The organism is Cedecea neteri NBRC 105707 = ATCC 33855 (assembly GCF_001571265.1).
In the GTDB taxonomy this organism is placed as follows: domain Bacteria; phylum Pseudomonadota; class Gammaproteobacteria; order Enterobacterales; family Enterobacteriaceae; genus Cedecea; species Cedecea neteri.
In genome coordinates this window covers 47,217-67,658 of record NZ_BCTL01000012.1, presented here as the reverse complement: position 1 = coordinate 67,658, position 20,442 = coordinate 47,217, and the positions used below count along the sequence as shown (strand labels likewise).

Genomic DNA, 20,442 nt, shown 5'->3' with positions numbered 1-20,442 from the left:
CTCTCACTTCTGTCGCAGCTGTAAATCCAGCGGCGTCTTGCTTGGCTCACCGCCTATCTCTCTTGCCAGCTTTGGCACCATATAGCCAGACACCAGCGTCAGCAGCTCCCGCATAATGGCCCGGGCTTCTTCGTCTTCCACCATAAAGTGCGCCGCGCCTTGCACTCTGTCGAGTACATGCAGGTAATACGGCATCACGCCCGCATCAAATAATGCATTGCTTAGATCGGCCAGGGTCTGCGCGTTGTCGTTCACATCGCGTAGCAACACGCTTTGGTTGAGCAGCGTGACGCCTGCCTGGCGTAGCTTTGCCATCGCCGAACGGAAATCGTCGCCAATTTCCTGGGCGTGGTTGATGTGATTAACCAGCAGCACCTGAAGCGTCGAGCGGGCGATTCTTGCCGCCAGCGCATCGGTAACACGCGCCGGGATGACTATCGGCAAACGGCTGTGAATACGCAGACGTTTGATATGAGGAATCGCTTCCAGCTGGCTTATCAGCCAGTCCAGCTCGTGATCTTTTGCCATCAGCGGATCGCCGCCGGAGAAGATAATTTCGTCCAGCTCAGGATGTTCGCTGATATACGCCAGCGCCGTTTGCCAGTTGCGTTTGTTGCCCTGGTTGTCGGCATAGGGGAAGTGGCGACGGAAACAATAGCGGCAGTTGACGGCACAGCCGCCTTTCACCAGCAGCAGGGCGCGGTTGCGATACTTATGTAGCAGCCCAGGGACTACGCTGTGCTGTTCCTCCAGCGGGTCCGTTGTGAAACCTGGGGCGGCAACGAATTCCTGTTTTGCCGTTAGCACCTGGAGAAGCAGTGGGTCGTTAGGGTTGCCCTTTTCCATGCGCGCGACGAAAGCGCGAGGGACGCGAAGGGCAAAAAGACGCCTTGCTTCACGCCCGGCGAGCAGTTCTTCATCATCGGCTACATTTAAAATGTGCAGCAGTTCATCAGGATCGGTTATAACATCGGCAAGTTGCGCTAACCAATCTTCTCTGTGAGGGGGATTTAGGGTTACAATGTGTGCCATTTTTTTGGCTAAGCTACCAGTTAACAAATTCAGAGGGCCTTATGGCGACTTATTCTAGCAACGATTTCCGTGCCGGTCTTAAAATCATGATGGATGGCGAACCGTACGCGGTTGAAGCCAGCGAATTCGTAAAACCGGGCAAAGGCCAGGCATTCGCGCGCGTTAAGCTGCGTCGTCTGCTGACCGGTACCCGCGTTGAGAAAACCTTCAAGTCTACCGACTCTGCAGAAGGCGCTGACGTTGTCGATATGAACCTGACTTACCTGTACAACGACGGTGAGTTCTACCACTTCATGAACAACCAAACCTTCGAGCAGCTGGCTGCGGACGAAAAAGCCGTTGGCGACAACGCTAAATGGCTGCTGGACCAGGCTGAGTGCATCGTTACCCTGTGGAACGGTCAGCCAATCTCCGTGACCCCACCAAACTTCGTTGAGCTGGAAATCGTTGAAACCGATCCAGGTCTGAAAGGCGACACCGCAGGGACCGGCGGCAAGCCAGCGACCCTGAGCACCGGCGCTGTGGTTAAAGTTCCGTTGTTCGTACAGATTGGCGAAGTCATCAAAGTTGACACCCGTTCTGGTGAATACGTTTCTCGCGTGAAGTAATTCTCGTGAAGGTTCGCGGCGCGGTGCTTCAGGCTCGCGCCGCCGCTTTATCAGGGCAGGGAAGATGAACCGTTTGCTGAAACAGATTCTTTTTATCTCGCTGCTGGCCGCTGCGCTATCGGGGTGTAATACCACGCGTGGGTTTGGCGGAGACTTGCAACATCTCGGCGGTGCCATCGAGCGCGCGGCCAACAAATAACTTCATGTAGTCCTAAATCGCTTCGCTTTTCCTTCGTTGTGCCATTTTTTGTCTATGCTTAACGAGCTATACACAAACAACATAGGTAAAAGGAAAAGCTCATGATTAAGAAAACCCTTGCTGCGTTTTTTTCTCTCGTCGTTCTTTCATCCTTGTTGACCGCCTGCAACACCACGCGCGGTGTAGGTGAGGATATCCAGAGCGGCGGCCATGCTATTTCTGGTGCGGCAACAAAAGCTCAGCAATAACGATTTGCGGTACGGTAATATAACCGTGCCGCTATTCTAAAACCGTCTCAGGAATATTCAGGAATAGCGATAATCTATTATCTGCACCCAGCTTTAAACGAATATTTCGCTTGTACGTATAAACCGTTTTTACGCTTATATCCATTACCCGTGCGATATATTCATTATTCGCTTCTTCCTTCCAGAGTTTTAATATCCTCTCTTCGCGTAAGGTCAGCAGCGGAGTAATATGGCGTTTTACTTCGCGGAACGGCGGGCGAGTCGCAATAGTCTGCTGAATAAGCGACGTTAACGCAGGTAATGATAGTGACTTATCCCAAATATCAGTGCTGCCTTGCGTGGCACAGTATTCGGCAATGGTGGCGTGCTGCCCGCTTTGCAGCAGCAGTAAACGCGTGGTATCACCACAGGCGGAATAAATAGTCGAAAGTTGTTGGATATTATGCAATGCGGTTGAGAAGCTGTTGAAATCGGCTATCACCATATTTGGTTGCCATTTAATAATTTTTTCCCGGGCGAGAAGCAAACTGTCAGTCTCTGAAATACTCACTGCCGTAGCCAGATTATTTTTCTGATTGAGCAAGTGCGTCAGTCCCTGACGGCTGAAGTAACACCTATCAACCAATAATATTTTATACATTTTTACGCTTCACGTTAATCATTACTGCGGCGTTTGCAGGCTGGCAAACCACGTTTTATCATATGAATAATTTTGGCAAAATGAATCACGGAAATGCGCTCGAATTCGCTGTCAATTCCAGGCTTAGTAAGGCCTGACTGGTGAAACGATTATTTCATTGAGTGGCGTTTGGATACGGATTTTCAGGCAGCCGTTTGGGTGCTAAAATCATCTTCTCACCTAAGCCTTACGGGACGACCCGCAAGCGCATCTCACCACGGGGACGGCCCCATTTTTTACTGGAGCTGTTATGGCCTGGATCGTTCTGTTTATCGCTGGATTACTGGAAGTCGTTTGGGCAGTAGGACTTAAATACACCCACGGCTTTAGTCGCCTGTGGCCTAGCGTTATCACCATTATTGCGATGGTTGTCAGTATGGCTTTGCTCGCCTGGGCGATGAAAACGCTACCTACCGGAACGGCCTACGCCGTGTGGACAGGAATTGGCGCCGTTGGCGCGGCCATCACCGGGATTTTACTGCTGGGAGAGTCGGCTAACCCGATGCGTCTGGCTAGCCTGGCTCTGATTGTGGTCGGGATCATTGGCCTGAAACTTTCCACGCATTAACTGCCCGGTTGTTTCACCCAAATCAGTTTATCCACCGCAAAGCCCTGACGCGCGGCGATAGCCAGGAGCTGTTGTTTGATGTCGCTGCTGATGGTTGGCGTGCGGGAGAGGATCCACAGATAGCTGAGATCCGGCCCGCACACCAGCGCGTGGCGATACTCTTTATCCAGCGCAATGACGTTGTAGCCGCCGTAGAACGGGCCAAAGAAGGAGACTTTTAGCGCGGCAACGCTCGGGTCTCCGGTGAAATAAGCTTTCCCTTCGGCCTGCTGCCACATCTGCCTGTCCGGGTTAAACCCGCGGTTTATCACGCGCAGGCCACCGTCATCCATAAAACTGTAGGTAGCCGTGACCTGATTCAGGCCGCTTTCAAAACTGTGGTCTAAGCGGGCGATTTCATACCAGGTACCGATAAAGCGTTTAGCGTCGAAGTTTTGGACCACCGTGACGCTGGGTGGGGGCGTTGGGGCGCTACAGGAGACAACGAATAATGCGACCGCGAGCGCGGTGACAGCGGGCCAAATGCGCATAGCAGATTCCTTCCAGGGTTTTTAGCTAAGTGTAGATGGCGGCAGGAAATAAAGTGTGAGCGAAGCCGGAAATAAAAAGGCCCGCGTTAGCAGGCCGTTGTCACGTTTATTGCAGTGCTTCGAGAATAGCGTAAGCGGCTTTAACCCGCTCCGTATTCGGGTAGCTTTTGTTGGCCAGCATCACGATGCCCAGCTGTTTCTCAGGGATGAAGGCCACGTAGCTACCAAAGCCGCCCGTCGAACCGGTTTTGTGTACCCATGAGGCTTTTACGGCGGTAACAGGTGGATCGATGAGCGTCGCCGGGTGCGGCGCAAGAGCGACCTTATTATCACTGCCGTCAATAATAGTTTTCCCTTTCACCGGCCAGTTCAGCATCTCCCAGCCCAGCCCCTGATACATGCTGCCAACGCGCCAGTAGCGCGACTGTGCGAGCTGAATACCCTGAGCTAACGTTTTGTCTTCCACGCGATGGGGAGCCATGTTGGCCTGCACCCAGTGCGCCATATCTTCGATGCTGGACTTCACTCCGTAGGCTTCCGCATCCAGCATACCCGGCGAGACTCGCACGGCCTTGCCGTCGCGGTAGCCCCAGGCGTAGTGGCTTTCTTCCGTGGCAGGTACCTTAATCCAGGTGTGCGTAAGGTTCAGCGGCTCAAAGACGCGTTTTGACATCGCCTGCTCAAAGCTCATCCCCGAGGGTTTTACCATCAAGGCACCAAACAGCCCGATGCTCGCGTTGGCGTAGAGGCGCTGGGTCCCGGGCGCCCATTGCGGCTGCCAGTCCTGATAGAACTTAAGCAGCTCATCGCTATTGGTCACTTCGTCCGGCACCTGCAGCGGCAGGCCACCGGTGGTATAGGTTGCCAGCTGAAGCAGGGTGATCCCTTTCCACTGATTGCCGTTCAGCTCAGGCCAGTATTTTTGTGCCGGGTCGCTAAGGCTGACTTCGCCACGAGCTAAAGCATCGCCGCCCAGCACGCCGGTAAAGGTTTTACTGACCGAGCCCAGCTCAAACAAAGTTTGCTGCGTTACCGGCACGTTGCGCTGTACATCGGCCTTCCCCAGGGTGAAATACAGCGGGTAGCCTTTATAGATAACCGCCACCGCCATACCGGGGATAGCCTGCTCTTTCATCAGGGGAGCAACGGTACGGTTCACGACCTTTTCTATTTGCTGTGCGGTCAGTTCTTTTTGTGCGGCTAAGCTTGAGCATGAGGCGGCGAGGAGCAGCGTCAGGCAGAGGGATTTTTTCATATTGGATAACCTTCCTTAGAGAGATGATAGCAGTCCGGGCCCGTCAGACGAGGCAAGTTTGTTGGATTTGACTCCCGGTGACAAACGATTAAATTTGGCATTAGGCTTAAGATTTTCTAACAGGTGATGCCATGACCCGCAGCTATATCCCCCTCAACTCCCTGCGAGCTTTTGAAGCCGCTGCCCGGCACCTAAGCTTCACGCATGCCGCTATTGAGCTGAATGTTACGCACTCCGCCATCAGCCAGCAGGTAAAGACGCTGGAAGAACATCTGCATTGTCAGCTGTTTGTTCGCGTGTCTCGTGGTCTGATGCTGACCACGGAAGGCGAAAACCTGTTACCTGTGCTAAACGATTCATTTGACCGTATAGCGGGCGTGTTGGATCGCTTTTCCGGCACCCAGGCGAGAGAAAAACTTAAGTTAGGCGTCGTGGGCACGTTTGCTACTGGCTTTCTTTTGCCACGCCTGGAGGCGTTTCGTCGGCGCTATCCGCATATCGATCTCCAGCTTTCAACCCATAATAACCGCGTGGATCCGGCGGCGGAGGGGCTGGACTATACGGTGCGATTTGGCAGCGGGGCCTGGCATGGGACTGAGGCGACGTTTCTGTGCGACGCGCCGCTGTCGCCGCTTTGCTCTCCGGCGCTGGCTACTGAACTGCATACGCCGAAAGATGTTCTGAATCACACGCTGTTGCGCTCCTACCGGCGTGATGAATGGGCGGCATGGCTACAGGCTGCGGATGAAGCTCCCCCGTCACCGACGCATCTGGTCATGGTTTTTGATTCCTCAATAACCATGCTTGAAGCCGCGCAGGCCGGGGCCGGGATCGCCATTGCGCCGGTAAACATGTTCACCCATTTGCTGAACAGCGAACGGATTGTGCGTCCGTTTGAGACGGAAATCAGTTTGGGAAGTTACTGGTTAACAAGGCTTCAGTCGCGCGCGCAAACGCCCGCCATGCGTGATTTTTCTGCCTGGCTAGCAGGAGAGTGTGGAAAATAAAAAGGCCTGCGCAATGGCAGGCCTTGTTGCGTGCTAAGCGATTACAGCGTCAGCAGGCCAATAATGGTCACCACCGTCAGGATGGCAGCAAGGCCGTAGAACACCCATTTCCCCGCCGGGACGTGGATTTTCAGATCGTGCATCGCGTGGTGAATACGGTGCAGGCCACACCACAGCGGCAGCACAATCATCAGCAGCAGGAACAGGCGGCCAATCCAGCTGTGGGCGAAGGCATAGACACGGTCAAAGCCCAGCGCATCACCAGGGAACAGGCCCAGCGGCAACATGATGCCAACCAGCAGCACGATAACCGGCGCGAAAATAGCACCCCACATGCCGCCTGCGCCAAACAGGCCCCAGAATACCGGTTCGTCGGAACGTTTTGGATTTTGGTTAATCACCTCAGCCTCCTTACCAGAACAGTGCTACAAGCAGCACAACGACAGTCACCAGCGCAGTGACAACCCACAGTCCCTTGATGACCGGCTCCGGCCCCATTTTCTCGCCCTTAACGATGACGTTAGCGGCCTTCGGCGCCAGCTCAAACCAGGTTTTGGTGTGCAGCACGGCGGCGGCCAGGGTGATGAGATTGAGGATAATTACCACCGGATTTTGCAGGAAACCCACAAAATCTGCCCAGCCTTCTGCGCCGTGTTTCAGCGAGAAAAGGCCATAAATCAGCACGATGCTGAACCAGACGGTCGGAACCGAAGTGCCTTCACGCAGCATATAAAAACGGTAGAAGCCCAACTGCCGCCACCAGGTTGGCGCCATGGGGCGGACATAAGGCTTACGTTTCGTGGTCATGGTGCACTCCTTAGCGTGGTTTCAGGGTGGCAATCAAAAAGTCTTTCGAGCTTTCGACTTTGCCCTGCTGGATGGCCGCGGCCGGATCGACGTGTTTTGGACAAACTTCGGAGCAGTAGCCGACAAAGGTGCAGCTCCACACGCCGTTTTGCCCGTTAAGCTGCGGCATACGCTGTTTCTTGCCGTGGTCACGGCTGTCCAGGTTGTAACGGTGAGCCAGGGTGATCGCCGCCGGGCCGATAAACTCAGGGTTCAGGCCAAACTGCGGGCAGGCGGCATAGCACAGCCCACAGTTGATGCAGCCGGAGAACTGATGGTATTTCGCCATCTGCGCGGGTGTCTGCGTGTTTGGCCCCTGATCTGGCGTGCGTGCGTTGCCAATAATATAAGGCTTGATCGACTCCAGGCTTTCGATGAAGTGGGTCATGTCGACCACCAAATCGCGCTCAATCGGGAAGTTCGCCAGCGCTTCTACTTTGATGCCTTTGGTGTATTCACGCAGGAAGGTTTTACAGGCCAGCTTCGGCACTTTGTTGACCATCATGCCGCAGGAGCCACAAATCGCCATGCGGCACGACCAGCGGTAGCTGAGGTCCGGCGCGAGGTTATCTTTGATATAACCCAGTCCGTCCAGCAGCGAGGTTTGCTCGTCAAATGGCACTTCGTAGATTTCGCTATGTGGCTTGCTGTCCGTTTCCGGGTTGTAGCGCACAATCTCAATCTTCAGGGTTTGCATCTCAGCCATTTGCCTTCTCCTTTTTCTCAGCATCTTCCGCTTCCGCGCCGTATACGCGTTTTGCTGGCGGCAGCGTGGTGATCTTCACATCGCTATAGTCGAGGCGCGTGGTGCCATCTGCATCGCGGAAAGCCAGAGTATGTTTAAGGAAATTGACATCATCGCGCTCGGTATAGCCTTCGTCCAGGCGCTGGTGGGCACCGCGCGACTCTTTACGCGCGAGGGCGGAGTGCGCCATACATTCGGCAACGTTCAGGCCGTGGCCGAGTTCAATGGTGTACAGCAGATCGGTATTGAAGACGCTGGATGTGTCGGTAATGCGCACGCGCTTGAAGCGTTCCTGCAGCTCCGCCAGCTTGTCGACGGTTTTTTGCATTAATTCCGTGGTGCGGTAAATCCCGCAGCCTTCCTCCATGGAAAGCCCCATTTCGTCGCGGATTTTCGACCAGTTTTCGTTGCCTTCCTGATTGACCAACTGCTTCAGGCGGCCTTCAACATCGGTGGCCTGGGCGTTCAGCGCGGCATCGTTCGCCGGCTGTGCCTGAGCGGCACGCTCCATCGCCTGCTCGCCCGCGAGACGGCCGAACACCACAAGTTCTGCCAGCGAGTTAGAGCCCAGGCGGTTGGCGCCGTGCAGGCCAACGGAAGAACACTCGCCTACCGCGAACAGCCCTTTAATGCGGGTTTCGCACTGGGTATCGGTCTCGATTCCGCCCATGGTGTAGTGCGCGGTTGGGCGTACTGGAATAGGTTCTTTGATTGGGTCGACGCCGACGTAGGCTTTTGCCAGCTCGCAGATAAACGGCAGACGCTCAAGCAGCTTTTTCTCGCCCAGGTGGCGCAGGTCGAGGTACACCACGTCGCCGCGCGGGGTGGAGATGGTGTTGCCTTTGCGCCACTCGTGCCAGAAAGCCTGAGACACTTTGTCGCGTGGGCCGAGTTCCATGTATTTGTTCTTCGGCTCGCCGAGCGGAGTTTCCGGCCCCATGCCGTAATCTTGCAGGTAGCGATAGCCGTTTTTGTTTACCAGAATGCCGCCTTCGCCGCGGCAGCCTTCGGTCATCAGGATGCCGGAGCCCGGCAGCCCGGTTGGGTGATATTGCACAAATTCCATATCGCGCAGCGGCACGCCGTGGCTCAGCGCCATGCCCATGCCGTCCCCGGTGACGATGCCGCCGTTGGTGTTGTAGCGATAAACACGTCCGGCACCGCCGGTGGCCATCACTACCGCGTTGGTGCGGATCTGCACCAGCTCGCCTTCCATCATGTTCATCGCGACCACGCCACGCGCCTGGCCGTCATCGACCAGAATGTCGAGCACGAAGTGTTCGTCGAAGCGTTGAATTTGCGGGAACTGAAGGGAGGTCTGGAACAGCGTGTGGAGCATATGGAAGCCGGTTTTGTCGGCGGCGAACCAGGTACGTTCGATCTTCATGCCGCCGAAGCGCCTGACGTTGACGCTGCCGTCCGGACGACGGCTCCACGGGCAGCCCCACTGTTCAAGTTGGGTCATTTCAGTTGGGCAATGGTGAACAAAGTAGTCAACCACATCCTGCTCACACAGCCAGTCGCCTCCGGCAACGGTGTCGTGAAAATGGTAGTCGAAGCTGTCGTGATCCTGCGCGACGGCTGCGGAACCCCCTTCGGCGGCAACCGTGTGGCTGCGCATTGGGTAGACTTTGGAAATCAGAGCGATTTTTGCCTGTGGATTAGCCTGGGCCGCCGCAATGGCTGCTCTTAGGCCTGCTCCGCCGGCGCCTATAATGGCGAGATCGGCTTGAAAGGTTTGCACGACATTCCTCCAGATTTTAGTAATTCGCAAAGCTATACGACCAAAGGGTATTCACGGCCCGAAAGGCGGTGGCTGCGAAAGGTGTATCCCTGCTCCTTTTTAGGTAGAGGAAGTATAACCGGAGGGATTTTAGGGAAATTTGATTTGTTCGATTTTTTTGCTGTTCTACAGGTCGATTAATTACTGCTGTTAATGAATCTCGTCACAAAAATGGATGCTTAAATGGTGTAATGCGGAGAAAAAATGGCGGCTGGTGCACGAGAAAAAGCTTGCCTGGGCCTCGCCATTTACGCCGAAAGTAAAATTCTCTGCACAAAATTTGTCTCCCTTCTGTGATGCGGGTAGACTTCTCGGCCTTGCATAAATACGGAGACTTTCTCATGAGCGAAACGGCCACCTGGCAGCCGAGCGCATCCATCCCCAATTTGTTAAAACGCGCCGCCATTATGGCGGAGATTCGGCGCTTCTTCGCCGACCGAGGCGTTCTGGAGGTGGAAACACCCTGCATGAGCCAGGCGACGGTTACCGATATTCATCTGGTGCCGTTTGAAACCCGTTTCGTCGGCCCAGGCCACTCTCAGGGCATTAATTTGTACCTGATGACCAGCCCGGAATACCACATGAAGCGCCTGCTGGCGGCGGGCTGTGGCCCGGTGTTCCAGCTGTGCCGCAGTTTCCGTAATGAAGAGATGGGGCGTCATCACAACCCGGAATTCACCATGCTCGAGTGGTACCGTCCGCACTACGACATGTACCGCCTGATGAATGAGGTGGATGATCTGCTACAGCAGGTGCTGGAGTGCGGCGCCGCAGAAAGCCTGTCTTATCAGCAGGTCTTCCAGCGCCATCTGGACATCGACCCGCTGTCTGCGGACAAAACCCAGCTGCGTGAAGCGGCGGCGAAGCTTGACCTGAGCAACATCGCTGACACAGAAGAAGACCGCGACACGCTGTTACAGCTGTTGTTTGCGATGGGCGTAGAGCCGCACATTGGTAAAGACAAGCCAACCTTTGTGTATCACTTCCCGGCAAGCCAGGCTTCTCTGGCGCAGATCAGCACCGAAGATCACCGCGTGGCGGAGCGCTTTGAGGTGTACTTTAAAGGGATTGAGCTGGCGAACGGTTTCCACGAACTGACCGACGCGCGTGAACAGCAGCAGCGTTTTGAGCAGGATAACCGCAAGCGTGCCGCTCTTGGCCTGCCGCAGCAGCCGGTGGACATGAACCTGCTGGCGGCGTTGGAAGCCGGTATGCCGGACAGCTCCGGCGTGGCGTTGGGCGTTGATCGTCTGATCATGCTCGCGCTTGGGGCCGAAAGCCTCTCTGAGGTTTTAGCCTTTACGGTGGACCGCGCTTAACGTTAGAAGACTTAACGTTAGAAGAATAGTGGCCCCGTATTTGGGGCCATTTTTTTAGCTCTGGCTTACGCAGCCCGCCGTCAGGTTATTTCTCCGCCTGCATTTGGTAAACTGCGCGCCATGCTAACGATAAAACGAATTACCGACCGCAGCTCCCCGTATTTTGAATGCGTGGACGAGCTGTATGAAAGCGCCTTTCCGCGCCATGAGAAACGCCAGCCTGCCGCAAAAATTAGCGCACTTGCCAACCCAAACTACAGCCTGCAGGCCTGGTTCGACGGCGAGCAGTTTGTCGGCATGATTGGCGCATGGGACTTTGACGACTACGCCTATATTGAGCACCTCGCCGTCAACGGCCAGCTGCGTGCGCAGGGCTACGGCAAACGGATGCTGAGCCAGTTTCTACAGCTTTACCCGCAAACCATCCTCGAAATCGATCCGCTGACCACGGAGACTGCCCATAAGCGGCTGCGCTTTTACCAAAGCCTCGGGTTCAGCGAAAACGCGTACTCGCATTTCCACCCGACTTACCATGCGGACATTCCCGACCATCAGCTGATCGTGCTGAGCTATCCGCAGCCTATCGCCGAGGCGCGGTATCAGCGATTTTTTGACGATCTCTGCCGCGTCGTGATGGAACGCAGCGTTTAAACCACTCTTCGTTTAACGTGCTCGCCGGCCAATCACCGCCGGGCACTGACGTATTTTTTTTACCAGGACTTGATTGATGGATATCACTACGCTTTTTCTTTATGTCATCGCCGTTAGCGCGGTCATGGTGACGCCCGGCCCGTCGATGTTGTTAGCACTCAATAACGGAGCGACTTACGGGATGCGCATTGCGGGCTACGGCTTTCTCGGTGCGGTACTGGCCGACCTGCTGCTGATTGGCGCGGTGGGCTGCGGCCTGGGCGCATTGTTGCAGGCTTCCGAGCAGCTGTTTGCAGTGGTGAAGTGGGGCGGTGCGCTTTATCTGGTATATCTGGCTTACGTGCTGTGGCGCGCCCCTGCTAAGGCTCTAAGCGTGAGCGCCTCGGCGGCAGTGGCCACGGGAAAAACGGCTTTTTTACGCTCGCTGATGGTCGGTTTATCCAACCCAAAAGGGCTACTGTTCTTCTCGGCCTTTTTACCGCAGTTCATCCGTCCACAGGAGCCGGTAGCGATGCAGTACATGATTCTGGCGCTGGTCAGTGCGATTATCGACTGCATTATGATGACGATTTACGCCTGGGGTGGCCGCCACGCGATGCGCAAGTTCTCTGCTAACGTGATGCGTTGGGTGAACCGCAGCTGTGCGGGAATGCTTGCCGTACTGGCGGTGGGCGTGGCGCTGTATCGACGCAGTAATTTGACCTGAGAAAGGTCAGAAGAAATCGAGCGCTGGCCGCGGAGAATAGCGGGCCAGCGCCAGTGTCTTAGCTTTCCTGCTCTTCGGCGAGTTCGCGAAGGTAAGAGAAGATCTGACGATAGGACTTAGGCGGCTTATTGGCCGCTTTTTCTTTTTGCGCGTTACGGATAAGTACGCGCAGCTGCTGGCGGTCGGCCTGCGGATAAAGTCTCAGGACTTCGCTCATTGCCTCGTCGCCTTCTTCGACCAGACGGTCACGCAGCGCTTCCAGCTTGTGGAACAGCGACACCTGCTGGTTGTGGCGGTTTTTCAGCTTGTCGAGCGCCTGACGGATCGGATCCATATCGCGAGAACGCATCATCTTGCCGATCAGCTGTATCTGGCGGCGACGTCCTTCTTTCTTAATACGCTGCGCCAGTTCAATCGCGGCACGCAAATCGTCGTCGAGCGGGATTTTTTCCAGGGCATTTTTGCCCAGTTCCATCAGCTCAACGCCCAGATGTTTTAGCTCTTCGGCGTCGCGCTTAATTTCACTTTTACTGACCCAGATAATTTCATCATCTTCGTCTTCATTTTCATCATCGGGCACGTCGTCGAGCCAGTCTTCGGGCTGCTTGGTCATATTAGGCTCCTTAAAAAGTTGACGCGGATATTACCAGCAATGGGGCTGCACTGCGAAATTGTTCTGATCCTGTTAGACTTGAACGACTCACCTTACATTATGGCAGTAGCGATGAAAGTAAACACGCAAGTAGCACAACAACGTCAGGTTCTGGAGCAGGCGGTTTCACAGGCGCTGGAGCTGGCGAAAGGCAAGTCAGACGGCGCGGAAGTTGCGGTCAGTAAAACCACTGGTATCAGCGTCAGCACCCGCTACGGTGAGGTGGAGAACGTCGAATTCAATAGCGATGGTGCGCTTGGCATCACCGTTTATCATCAAAATCGCAAGGGCAGCGCTTCGTCTACTGACCTTAGCCCGGACGCGATAGCGCGTACCGTACAGGCGGCGCTGGATATCGCGCGCTATACCTCACCGGATCCTTACGCAGGTGTGGCGGACAAAGAACTGCTGGCCTTTGATGCGCCGGATCTTGATCTTTTCCACCCCACGGAGATTGACCCGGAGCGTGCCATTGAGCTTGCCGCGCGAGCGGAAAACGCCTCCCTGAACGTGGACAAACGCATTACCAATACCGAAGGCGGCAGCTTTAACAGCCATTACGGCATCAAAGTTTTCGGCAACAGCCACGGTATGCTGCAGAGCTACTGCTCCACCCGCCATTCTCTTTCGAGCTGCGTAATTGCCGAAGAAAACGGTGATATGGAGCGCGATTACGCCTACACCATCGGTCGCGCGATGGAAGACCTTAAGTCACCCGAGTGGGTCGGTGCCGACTGCGCGCGCCGCACGTTGTCCCGCCTGTCGCCACGCAAGCTGTCCACTATGAAAGCGCCGGTGATTTTCGCCAATGAAGTGGCAACCGGGCTGTTCGGTCACCTGGTCGGCGCGATTGCGGGCGGTGCGGTGTACCGTAAATCAACTTTCCTGCTGGATTCCCTCGGCAAGCAAATTCTGCCGGAGTGGCTGACCATTGAAGAGCATCCGCACCTGCTGAAAGGCCTGGCCTCCACGCCGTTTGACAGCGAAGGCGTGCGCACCGAACGCCGTGACATCATTAAAGATGGCGTGCTGCAGCAGTGGCTGCTGACCAACTATTCCGCGCGTAAGCTTGGGCTGAAAAGTACCGGCCACGCGGGCGGCATCCACAACTGGCGCATTGCTGGCCAGGGCCTCGGCTTTGAGGAAATGCTGAAACAGATGGGCACCGGGCTGGTGGTGACCGAGCTGATGGGGCAGGGCGTAAGCGGCATTACCGGCGACTATTCTCGCGGTGCGGCAGGCTTCTGGGTTGAGAACGGTGAGATCCAGTATCCGGTGAGCGAAATCACCATCGCCGGTAACCTGAAGGACATGTGGCGCGAGATAGTTACTATTGGCAACGATATAGAAACACGTAGCAACATTCAGTGTGGTTCAGTCTTACTTCCGGAGATGAAGATAGCCGGTCAGTAAAGCAATGTGGCGCGTCCTGCCGCGCCTACCTCAAAAAAATACTCTAAATAATTCGAGTTACAGCCAGGCGGCAAGAGAGTAAATCCCCAGGAGTTTACTTGGGTAAGTGACTGGGGTGAGCGAAAGCAGCCAACACCGCTGTAGCTTGAAGTATGACGAGTAGAAAAAAGATAAAGGAAAGGTGAGTAAATGCGTAAGCAACTGATTGCAATGTTAGCAGTATCATCCGTTTTGTTGTCCGGCGTCGCTTTTGCGAAAGACGTTGGCGACGACATGGACATTATCGCCAAAAACTACAAAACCGTGCTGAGCACCAAAGATGCCGCCGAGCTGAAAACTTCACTGGGCAACATGCGTGAAGCGGCTCTGGATGCGCAGAAAGGGACGCCGCCAAAGCTGGAAAATGAAGCAGCCGACAGCGCCAACATGAAAGAGTACCGCCACGGGTTTGATATCCTCGTGGGCCAGATTGACGGTGCGCTGAAGCTGGCCAACGAAGGCAAAGTGACAGAAGCTCAGGCTGCTGCCGCTGACTTCAAAACCACTCGCGATACCTACCACAAGAAGTTCCGCTAAGGTTTAAAAACGGGCGGGTTATTCCCGCCCGCTCTTGTTACCGCAATGCTCTCACCGCACGTTCCAGCGCATCAATATCGTTATTGCTCAGCAGGGGCTGAATGGCCTGAAAATGCTCATCGCTTAGCAGATAAATTTGCAGCTTCAGCAGCCGCTCAATCACTCCGGGTTCGAAACGCAGGGCGATCGGTTTGGCCGGGTTGCCGCCGACGACGCTGTAAGGTGCGACGTCTTTCGTCACTACGCTGCCAGCGGCGATAATCGCGCCTTCGCCAATGGTCACGCCAGGCATAATCATTGCCCTCATGCCTATCCAGCATCCATCGCCAAGCGTGGTGTCGCCTTTGGCGCGGTAAGCGTCTTTGATGGTTTCGATAAACGGATAAAGGCAAAACCAGTCGCTGCGGTGCGTGTGATTGCCGCCCATCAGGATCACCGCCTCGGCGGCGATACAGACGTAATCCCCAATCCACAGCTGGTCAAGTTCGCCAATGGGCTCCCAGGCTCGACTCACCGCATCACCCTGCAGGTAGCGCACCGCGCTTTGCTCAAAACCGCTATCCCAGCAGTTGCTGTAATAACTGTGCTGGCCTTTGATATGAATATTGGGGTTGGTCACCGTTTCGTGCAGGTATTCGACCTGAGACCAGTGTTTTTCAGTCTTTGACATGTTTTTTCTCACAACAATAGTATGCCGACGGAACAAGGTTCCGTTTCAATTTGCAGACGGGAATGTGTGAGCGCGCTAAGCGATGCGCGGCTGTTTCAGCAGAGGATTGTTGAGGATTGTGGTGAGCAGCATGACGTTAAAACCTGTATTTAAGACCCTCTAACCTTAACACCGGCGGCGGCAGAGTTCACTTTTTTCCTCCCTCGTTTTTGTGTAGCGCACCCTGGCCACTTTCACCTTCGACCTCGATCACAAAACGGTAAATCCATTATTACTCTAAGGCTAATGATTGGTTCCTCAGCTTAATTGATAGCCAACCCGGCGTGGCGCACACTTTTAACCAGACTAAAGCCAATCAAAATGATTCGCTGAATCAGGAGGTTAATAATGAGTGCTAGCCAAACGCCTGCCCGCGTCTGGAACACACGCCGCACCGAGAAGCAGCGGCGAATGGCGTCCAGCAACGTACAGGGCAAGGTGATCCCTACCAGGGACCTCGTCGGTGTAATGGAAAAGCTGATTGCGCCGGGAGACCGGGTGGTGCTGGAGGGGAACAACCAGAAACAGGCAGATTTTCTCTCCCGCATGCTGGCTGAAGTCAGCCCGCAAAAAGTACACGATCTGCATATGATCATGCCGAGCGTCGGCCGCAGTGAACATCTTGATATCTTTGAAAAAGGCATTGCCCGCAAGCTCGACTTCTCTTTCTCCGGGACCCAAAGCCTGCGTATTTCTCAACTGCTGGAAGATGGTCAGTTGGAAATTGGTTCTATTCACACCTACATCGAGCTTTATGCGCGCTTATACGTCGATCTTGCGCCTAACGTCGCGCTTATCGCCGGGTATAAAGCTGACCGTAAAGGCAACCTGTACACCGGGCCGAGCACCGAAGATACCCCAGCGCTGGTTGAGGCTGCCGCCTTCCACGACGGCATTGTTATCGCCCAGGTTAATGAACTGGTGGACGACGACTGTGACCTGCCGCGCGTGGACATTCCCGGCTCGTGGATTGACTACGTGGTGGTTGCCGATAAGCCGTTCTTTATCGAACCGCTGTTTACCCGCGACCCGCGCCTGATCAAGCAGGAACACATCCTGATGGCAATGATGGCCATCAAAGGCATTTACGCCGAGCACCAGGTGCAGTCCCTGAACCACGGGATCGGCTTCAACACCGCCGCCATCGAGCTGCTGCTGCCCACCTACGGCGAACGGCTTGGCCTGAAAGGCAAAATCTGCAAGCACTGGACCCTGAACCCACATCCGACGCTGATCCCGGCGATTGAAAGCGGCTGGGTGGAGAGCGTGCACTGCTTCGGCGGCGAGCTGGGGATGGAAGAGTACATCCGTGCTCGCCCGGATATCTTCTTTACCGGTGCCGACGGCTCCATGCGCTCTAACCGAGCTATGTGCCAGCTGGCGGGTCAATACGCGGTGGATATGTTTATTGGTTCGACTCTGCAGGTTGATGGCCTGGCGAACTCTTCTACCGTGACGCGTGGCCGCCTGTCGGGCTTCGGCGGCGCGCCAAACATGGGCCATGACCCGCACGGTCGTCGCCATGCCACACCGGCCTGGCTGAACATGATAACTGAACCTGACCCGATGCAGCGCGGCAAAAAGCTGGTGGTGCAGATGGTCGAAACCTTCCAGGCGGGCGTGAAGCCAACCTTCGTAGAAACCCTGGATGCTGTTGAAGTGGCTAAAACCTCAGGCATGCCGCTGGCGCCGGTAATGATTTACGGCGACGACGTAACCCACGTTCTGACCGAGGAAGGGATTGCGTATCTCTACCGCGCCGAGAGCCTGGAGGAGCGCCGAGCGATGGTGGCGGCGGTGGCCGGCATCACCGACATCGGCCTGGGCGTTGACGCTAAGCGCGTCGCGGCGCTTCGCCAGAGCGGCAAAGTGGCTTACCCGGAAGACATGGGGATCCGCCGCAGCGATGCGACTCGTTCCCTGCTGGCGGCAAGCAGCGTTGCCGACCTGGTCGAATGGTCCGGCGGTCTCTACAACCCGCCGGCGAAATTCCGGAGCTGGTAATGAAATTACATCCACAGAAAGGCGTTGAGGCAGGGGCGGGCTGGCTGGCAAGGGCGGCAACCCAAAGCCTGATTGAAGAAGCCCGTCTGAGCCCAAAACCCGGTCTGGTGGACAGCCGGGGAAATGGTGCCCATCACGATCTCAGCCTGGCGCTGATGGAGCGATCGGCCCACAGCCTGACCCCGACATTTCATGCTCTGGCATTACAAAGCTGGGAACGTCCGGCAGACGTCGCGCTGCGTCAGCTGGTAGGGCGCCTGGGGCGCGAAGGGGAGCAGCAGATGATGGCGGCGACCTGCGGGGTGAACACCCACCGGGGCGCAATCTGGGCGCTTGGCCTGCTGGTTTCCGCCGCCGCTATGCACGGTATGGCAGGCAATAGCGCGGAGATTACCGCTACGGCAGCACGGCTGGCTGCGCTTCCTGATGAGGCAGCCCCAAAGAGCTTTAGCAAAGGGTTGAGAGCCACAAGACGCTATCGCGTGCCGGGTGCACGAGAAGAAGCTCAGCAGGGTTTCCCTCACGTTATGCGTCTCGCGCTGCCTCAACTGCGCCGTAGCCGCCAGTCCGGAGCAACCGAGGGCGAGGCTCGCATTGACGCTCTGATGGCGATTATGACTTCGCTGTCAGATACCTGCGTGCTCTCGCGCGCCGGGTTAACCGGCCTGGAAACGATGCAAAACGGTGCCCGCAGCGTGCTGATCAACGGCGGTATTTCGCGCCAGGAAGGCCGCGACGCGCTGGACGTGCTCGACCGCAATATGCTGTCGCTAAATGCCTCACCGGGCGGGGCGGCTGATTTGCTCGCCGCCACGCTGCTGCTGGACCGCATCGCCAACGATGCCACCCCGCTTCACTCACTTATTTAACGAGGGCGTTATGGAACACATTACGTTGTCATTTCCGGCAACCCGCACGGCCACAGGCAAAGCCCTGGCTGGCGTGGTGGGCTCCGGCGATATGGAAGTCCTGTTTTCTGCCGCACAGGGGCAGACTCTGACCATCGACATCACCACCTCCGTCGATAACAGCGAAAAACGCTGGAAATCACTTTTCGAGCGCCTGGCCGCGCTAAGCAGCCTGCCTGCCGGAGAGTTGAAAATTCATGATTTTGGCGCGACGCCGGGCGTGGCGCGTATCCGTATCGAACAGGTCTTTGAGGAGGTGGCTCATGCGTGACGACAGCAGCTTTATTGAATTAAGAGCCCGCGAGCGCGCACGTCTGCTGCTGGATGAAGGCAGCTATCGTGAATTGCTCGACCCGTTCGACGGCATTGTCTCGCCGTGGCTGGGGCCGCAGGGCATTGTGCCGCAGTCTGATGACGGCATGGTCGTTGCCAAAGGCACGATTAACGGTGGCCCGGCGGTGGTGATTGCCATCGAAGGCGCATTCCAGGGCGGCAGCATGGGCGAAGTGTCCGGCGCAAAAATGGCGGCCGCGCTTGAACTGGCGGCGGAAGATAACCGCAATGGCATTCCTACTCAGGCTGTGCTTTGTCTGGAAACCGGCGGCGTGCGCCTGCAGGAGGCCAACCTCGGCCTGGCGGCTATTGCCGATATTCACGCAGCGATTGTCGATTTACGTCGCTACACCCCGGTGATTGGCGTTGTGGCCGGCACCGTGGGCTGTTTCGGCGGGATGTCGATTGCCGCCGCGCTTTGCAGCTATTTGATTGTGACTCGCGAGGCACGTCTTGGCCTCAACGGCCCGCAGGTTATCGAGCAGGAAGCAGGCATTGAGGAATATGACTCCCGCGACCGGCCGTTTATCTGGGGCATGACCGGCGGTGAAGTTCGCTATCAGAGCGGGCTGGTGGATGCGCTGGTTGGTGACGGCATTCATGCCGTGAAGCAGGCGGTCAACGAAGCCATCGCCAAAGGCGTTCCGGCGCAGCATCGCACCGATAACTACGCGTGGTATCTGGATCGCCTGACCCATTTCGACACCAGCCAGCAGGCCGATGCCGAACAGATCAAACAGCTTTTTGGGGAGAAACGTTAATGAGCCAGAAACTGAATCGCGCCGCCGTTTGGCTGGATACCTTAGTTCCGGATGCACCGCGTATGGCGGGGCTGTGCGCCTCCGTACAGGTCGCCGACGGCAACGTTGACGGGAAACCTGCCCGCTTTATCGCCGTGGTGCCCGATGCCAATAACCATTATCCCCGCGCAGCTGGCGGCGAAGTGGGGCTGTTAGAAGGCTGGACGCTGGCAAAAGTGGTCAGCGAAACCATCGCTGAAGATGCAAATAAGGCTGAAAAGCGCGCCATCGTTGCGGTGATTGATGTCCCAAGCCAGGCCTATGGCCGCCGCGAAGAGGCATTCGGTATTCATCAGGCGCTGGCCGGTGCCGCAGGCGCTTATGCCAATGCTCGCCTGGCCGGGCATCCTGTTGTGGGCCTGATTGTCGGCAAAGCGATGTCCGGGGCGTTCCTCGCCCATGGCTACCAGGCTAACCGGCTGATCGCCTTTAACGACAAGGGCGTGATGATCCACGCGATGGGGAAAGAGTCCGCCGCGCGCATCACCTTACGCACCGTGGAGGCGCTGGAGAAACTGGCCGCCACCATCCCACCGATGGCCTACGACATCAGCAACTACGAAACCCTGGGCCTGCTTTCCGCGCTGCTGGATATCCACAACCCGGATGTTCCGCAGAGCGACGATGTGGCAAAAGTGAAGGCTGCCCTGAGCACTGCGGTGAAAGAAGCACGGAGCGAGACTTCGCTGAAATGCCGTCTGCTGGCGAAAAATCGCCACAGTTCGGCGCTGGTTCGCGAACGTATGCGCACCAGCTGGTAATAAAAAAGACAAACCTGCCGGACTCTATAGCCAGGCACGGTACGCCGTGCCTGAGTAAAACAAACGTCCGAAAATAATAAATATCGCGACCGTGCTAACTCTCTTTATTG

The 20,442-nt window shown here is 56.1% G+C and carries 25 protein-coding genes; 15 read left to right on the top strand and 10 right to left on the bottom strand.

Annotated elements, in window-relative coordinates:
• Nucleotides 1-3 precede the first annotated feature (3 nt).
• Nucleotides 4-1,032, bottom strand: coding sequence for an EF-P beta-lysylation protein EpmB (gene epmB / locus CNE01S_RS06960; RefSeq protein ID WP_061274614.1), 1,029 nt, complete (start codon nt 1,030-1,032; stop codon nt 4-6).
• A gap of 41 nt (nt 1,033-1,073) precedes the next feature.
• On the opposite strand from epmB, the gene efp reads away from it, so the two are divergent.
• From efp to ecnB, 3 genes are all read left to right on the top strand, one after another.
• A complete protein-coding gene (gene efp / locus CNE01S_RS06955) occupies nt 1,074-1,640 on the top strand; it encodes an elongation factor P (protein WP_061274612.1) in 567 nt (188 codons plus the stop codon).
• 64 nt (nt 1,641-1,704) lie between these two features.
• A complete protein-coding gene (locus tag CNE01S_RS06950; RefSeq protein WP_061274610.1) occupies nt 1,705-1,839 on the top strand; it encodes an entericidin A/B family lipoprotein in 135 nt (44 codons plus the stop codon).
• 101 nt (nt 1,840-1,940) lie between these two features.
• The gene (gene ecnB, locus CNE01S_RS06945; RefSeq protein WP_038476410.1) at nt 1,941-2,087 is read left to right on the top strand and encodes a lipoprotein toxin entericidin B; all 147 of its coding nucleotides are present in this window, start codon (nt 1,941-1,943) and stop codon (nt 2,085-2,087) included.
• A gap of 31 nt (nt 2,088-2,118) precedes the next feature.
• Here ecnB and CNE01S_RS06940 read toward each other — a convergent pair whose 3' ends face one another.
• Nucleotides 2,119-2,727, bottom strand: coding sequence for a response regulator transcription factor (locus CNE01S_RS06940; RefSeq protein ID WP_061274607.1), 609 nt, complete (start codon nt 2,725-2,727; stop codon nt 2,119-2,121).
• A gap of 289 nt (nt 2,728-3,016) precedes the next feature.
• Here CNE01S_RS06940 and sugE point away from each other — a divergent pair, with 289 nt between their 5' ends.
• A complete protein-coding gene (gene sugE, locus CNE01S_RS06935; RefSeq protein ID WP_061274605.1) occupies nt 3,017-3,334 on the top strand; it encodes a quaternary ammonium compound efflux SMR transporter SugE in 318 nt (105 codons plus the stop codon).
• Here the strand turns inward: sugE and CNE01S_RS06930 are convergent.
• Entirely contained in the window at nt 3,331-3,864 is a 534-nt protein-coding gene (locus CNE01S_RS06930) for a lipocalin family protein (RefSeq protein ID WP_061274602.1), read from the bottom strand. The genes sugE and CNE01S_RS06930 overlap by 4 nt on opposite strands.
• A 106-nt stretch (nt 3,865-3,970) precedes the next feature.
• Complete coding sequence (ampC, locus tag CNE01S_RS06925; protein ID WP_061274600.1) at nt 3,971-5,119, bottom strand: CMY2/MIR/ACT/EC family class C beta-lactamase; 1,149 nt, start codon at nt 5,117-5,119, stop codon at nt 3,971-3,973.
• A 131-nt stretch (nt 5,120-5,250) separates the two neighbouring features.
• On the opposite strand from ampC, the gene ampR reads away from it, so the two are divergent.
• The gene (gene ampR, locus CNE01S_RS06920) at nt 5,251-6,126 is read left to right on the top strand and encodes a LysR family transcriptional regulator AmpR (protein ID WP_061274598.1); all 876 of its coding nucleotides are present in this window, start codon (nt 5,251-5,253) and stop codon (nt 6,124-6,126) included.
• 41 nt (nt 6,127-6,167) lie between these two features.
• On the opposite strand, the gene frdD is transcribed toward ampR, so the two are convergent.
• The 4 genes from frdD to frdA are packed head-to-tail and all read right to left on the bottom strand — an operon-like array spanning nt 6,168 to nt 9,461.
• On the bottom strand, nt 6,168-6,527 hold the full coding sequence (gene frdD / locus CNE01S_RS06915; RefSeq protein WP_061274596.1) for a fumarate reductase subunit FrdD: 360 nt from the start codon (nt 6,525-6,527) through the stop codon (nt 6,168-6,170).
• Between the two features lie 10 nt (nt 6,528-6,537).
• Nucleotides 6,538-6,933: a fumarate reductase subunit FrdC gene (gene frdC, locus CNE01S_RS06910; RefSeq protein ID WP_061274594.1), complete on the bottom strand. Its 396-nt coding sequence runs from the start codon at nt 6,931-6,933 to the stop codon at nt 6,538-6,540.
• Nucleotides 6,934-6,943: 10 nt separating this feature from the next.
• Nucleotides 6,944-7,678, bottom strand: coding sequence for a succinate dehydrogenase/fumarate reductase iron-sulfur subunit (locus CNE01S_RS06905; RefSeq protein ID WP_061274592.1), 735 nt, complete (start codon nt 7,676-7,678; stop codon nt 6,944-6,946).
• On the bottom strand, nt 7,671-9,461 hold the full coding sequence (gene frdA, locus CNE01S_RS06900) for a fumarate reductase (quinol) flavoprotein subunit (protein WP_061274590.1): 1,791 nt from the start codon (nt 9,459-9,461) through the stop codon (nt 7,671-7,673). Before frdA ends, CNE01S_RS06905 begins: the two co-directional genes overlap by 8 nt.
• Before the next feature lie 380 nt (nt 9,462-9,841).
• Here frdA and epmA point away from each other — a divergent pair, with 380 nt between their 5' ends.
• The 3 genes from epmA to CNE01S_RS06885 all read left to right on the top strand — a co-directional run bounded on the left by epmA (nt 9,842) and on the right by CNE01S_RS06885 (nt 12,176).
• Entirely contained in the window at nt 9,842-10,819 is a 978-nt protein-coding gene (gene epmA, locus CNE01S_RS06895; RefSeq protein ID WP_061274588.1) for an elongation factor P--(R)-beta-lysine ligase, read from the top strand.
• A 120-nt stretch (nt 10,820-10,939) separates the two neighbouring features.
• Complete coding sequence (locus CNE01S_RS06890; RefSeq protein ID WP_061274586.1) at nt 10,940-11,470, top strand: GNAT family N-acetyltransferase; 531 nt, start codon at nt 10,940-10,942, stop codon at nt 11,468-11,470.
• Between the two features lie 76 nt (nt 11,471-11,546).
• Nucleotides 11,547-12,176 carry a LysE family translocator gene (locus CNE01S_RS06885; protein WP_008453726.1) on the top strand — a complete coding sequence of 210 codons (630 nt, stop codon included), beginning with the start codon at nt 11,547-11,549 and terminating at the stop codon, nt 12,174-12,176.
• Nucleotides 12,177-12,234: 58 nt separating this feature from the next.
• On the opposite strand, the gene yjgA is transcribed toward CNE01S_RS06885, so the two are convergent.
• Nucleotides 12,235-12,789 (bottom strand): ribosome biogenesis factor YjgA, encoded by a 555-nt coding sequence (yjgA, locus tag CNE01S_RS06880; RefSeq protein ID WP_061274584.1) that lies wholly within the window; start codon nt 12,787-12,789, stop codon nt 12,235-12,237.
• A 99-nt stretch (nt 12,790-12,888) separates the two neighbouring features.
• On the opposite strand from yjgA, the gene pmbA reads away from it, so the two are divergent.
• Both pmbA and cybC read left to right on the top strand, forming a co-directional pair.
• Entirely contained in the window at nt 12,889-14,241 is a 1,353-nt protein-coding gene (gene pmbA, locus CNE01S_RS06875; protein WP_061274665.1) for a metalloprotease PmbA, read from the top strand.
• A gap of 189 nt (nt 14,242-14,430) precedes the next feature.
• Nucleotides 14,431-14,817, top strand: coding sequence for a cytochrome b562 (gene cybC / locus CNE01S_RS06870; RefSeq protein WP_061274581.1), 387 nt, complete (start codon nt 14,431-14,433; stop codon nt 14,815-14,817).
• 37 nt (nt 14,818-14,854) lie between these two features.
• Here cybC and CNE01S_RS06865 read toward each other — a convergent pair whose 3' ends face one another.
• On the bottom strand, nt 14,855-15,487 hold the full coding sequence (locus tag CNE01S_RS06865) for a CatB-related O-acetyltransferase (protein ID WP_061274579.1): 633 nt from the start codon (nt 15,485-15,487) through the stop codon (nt 14,855-14,857).
• Between the two features lie 387 nt (nt 15,488-15,874).
• On the opposite strand from CNE01S_RS06865, the gene mdcA reads away from it, so the two are divergent.
• From mdcA to mdcE, 5 genes are read left to right on the top strand one after another with little or no spacing between them, the layout of a single operon-like run.
• A complete protein-coding gene (gene mdcA, locus CNE01S_RS06860) occupies nt 15,875-17,530 on the top strand; it encodes a malonate decarboxylase subunit alpha (protein WP_061274578.1) in 1,656 nt (551 codons plus the stop codon).
• Nucleotides 17,530-18,399, top strand: a complete 870-nt coding sequence (locus CNE01S_RS06855) for a triphosphoribosyl-dephospho-CoA synthase (RefSeq protein WP_061274576.1) — start codon at nt 17,530-17,532, stop codon at nt 18,397-18,399. The genes mdcA and CNE01S_RS06855 overlap by 1 nt, the downstream gene beginning before the upstream one ends.
• 10 nt (nt 18,400-18,409) lie before the next feature.
• On the top strand, nt 18,410-18,709 hold the full coding sequence (mdcC, locus tag CNE01S_RS06850; protein WP_061274574.1) for a malonate decarboxylase acyl carrier protein: 300 nt from the start codon (nt 18,410-18,412) through the stop codon (nt 18,707-18,709).
• On the top strand, nt 18,702-19,532 hold the full coding sequence (locus CNE01S_RS06845) for a biotin-independent malonate decarboxylase subunit beta (RefSeq protein ID WP_061274572.1): 831 nt from the start codon (nt 18,702-18,704) through the stop codon (nt 19,530-19,532). Before mdcC ends, CNE01S_RS06845 begins: the two co-directional genes overlap by 8 nt.
• A complete protein-coding gene (gene mdcE / locus CNE01S_RS06840; protein ID WP_061274570.1) occupies nt 19,532-20,332 on the top strand; it encodes a biotin-independent malonate decarboxylase subunit gamma in 801 nt (266 codons plus the stop codon). The genes CNE01S_RS06845 and mdcE overlap by 1 nt, the downstream gene beginning before the upstream one ends.
• Nucleotides 20,333-20,442 lie beyond the last annotated feature (110 nt).

What these genes read in the sequence shown, in the direction of transcription:
- epmB (WP_061274614.1), bottom strand. Translation starts at nt 1,032, where the DNA reads ATGGCACACATTGTAACCCTAAATCCCCCTCACAGAGAAGATTGGTTA.
- efp (WP_061274612.1), top strand. Translation starts at nt 1,074, where the DNA reads ATGGCGACTTATTCTAGCAACGATTTCCGTGCCGGTCTTAAAATCATG.
- CNE01S_RS06950 (WP_061274610.1), top strand. Translation starts at nt 1,705, where the DNA reads ATGAACCGTTTGCTGAAACAGATTCTTTTTATCTCGCTGCTGGCCGCT.
- ecnB (WP_038476410.1), top strand. Translation starts at nt 1,941, where the DNA reads ATGATTAAGAAAACCCTTGCTGCGTTTTTTTCTCTCGTCGTTCTTTCA.
- CNE01S_RS06940 (WP_061274607.1), bottom strand. Translation starts at nt 2,727, where the DNA reads ATGTATAAAATATTATTGGTTGATAGGTGTTACTTCAGCCGTCAGGGA.
- sugE (WP_061274605.1), top strand. Translation starts at nt 3,017, where the DNA reads ATGGCCTGGATCGTTCTGTTTATCGCTGGATTACTGGAAGTCGTTTGG.
- CNE01S_RS06930 (WP_061274602.1), bottom strand. Translation starts at nt 3,864, where the DNA reads ATGCGCATTTGGCCCGCTGTCACCGCGCTCGCGGTCGCATTATTCGTT.
- ampC (WP_061274600.1), bottom strand. Translation starts at nt 5,119, where the DNA reads ATGAAAAAATCCCTCTGCCTGACGCTGCTCCTCGCCGCCTCATGCTCA.
- ampR (WP_061274598.1), top strand. Translation starts at nt 5,251, where the DNA reads ATGACCCGCAGCTATATCCCCCTCAACTCCCTGCGAGCTTTTGAAGCC.
- frdC (WP_061274594.1), bottom strand. Translation starts at nt 6,933, where the DNA reads ATGACCACGAAACGTAAGCCTTATGTCCGCCCCATGGCGCCAACCTGG.
- CNE01S_RS06905 (WP_061274592.1), bottom strand. Translation starts at nt 7,678, where the DNA reads ATGGCTGAGATGCAAACCCTGAAGATTGAGATTGTGCGCTACAACCCG.
- epmA (WP_061274588.1), top strand. Translation starts at nt 9,842, where the DNA reads ATGAGCGAAACGGCCACCTGGCAGCCGAGCGCATCCATCCCCAATTTG.
- CNE01S_RS06890 (WP_061274586.1), top strand. Translation starts at nt 10,940, where the DNA reads ATGCTAACGATAAAACGAATTACCGACCGCAGCTCCCCGTATTTTGAA.
- CNE01S_RS06885 (WP_008453726.1), top strand. Translation starts at nt 11,547, where the DNA reads ATGGATATCACTACGCTTTTTCTTTATGTCATCGCCGTTAGCGCGGTC.
- yjgA (WP_061274584.1), bottom strand. Translation starts at nt 12,789, where the DNA reads ATGACCAAGCAGCCCGAAGACTGGCTCGACGACGTGCCCGATGATGAA.
- pmbA (WP_061274665.1), top strand. Translation starts at nt 12,889, where the DNA reads ATGGCAGTAGCGATGAAAGTAAACACGCAAGTAGCACAACAACGTCAG.
- cybC (WP_061274581.1), top strand. Translation starts at nt 14,431, where the DNA reads ATGCGTAAGCAACTGATTGCAATGTTAGCAGTATCATCCGTTTTGTTG.
- CNE01S_RS06865 (WP_061274579.1), bottom strand. Translation starts at nt 15,487, where the DNA reads ATGTCAAAGACTGAAAAACACTGGTCTCAGGTCGAATACCTGCACGAA.
- mdcA (WP_061274578.1), top strand. Translation starts at nt 15,875, where the DNA reads ATGAGTGCTAGCCAAACGCCTGCCCGCGTCTGGAACACACGCCGCACC.
- CNE01S_RS06855 (WP_061274576.1), top strand. Translation starts at nt 17,530, where the DNA reads ATGAAATTACATCCACAGAAAGGCGTTGAGGCAGGGGCGGGCTGGCTG.
- mdcC (WP_061274574.1), top strand. Translation starts at nt 18,410, where the DNA reads ATGGAACACATTACGTTGTCATTTCCGGCAACCCGCACGGCCACAGGC.
- CNE01S_RS06845 (WP_061274572.1), top strand. Translation starts at nt 18,702, where the DNA reads ATGCGTGACGACAGCAGCTTTATTGAATTAAGAGCCCGCGAGCGCGCA.
- mdcE (WP_061274570.1), top strand. Translation starts at nt 19,532, where the DNA reads ATGAGCCAGAAACTGAATCGCGCCGCCGTTTGGCTGGATACCTTAGTT.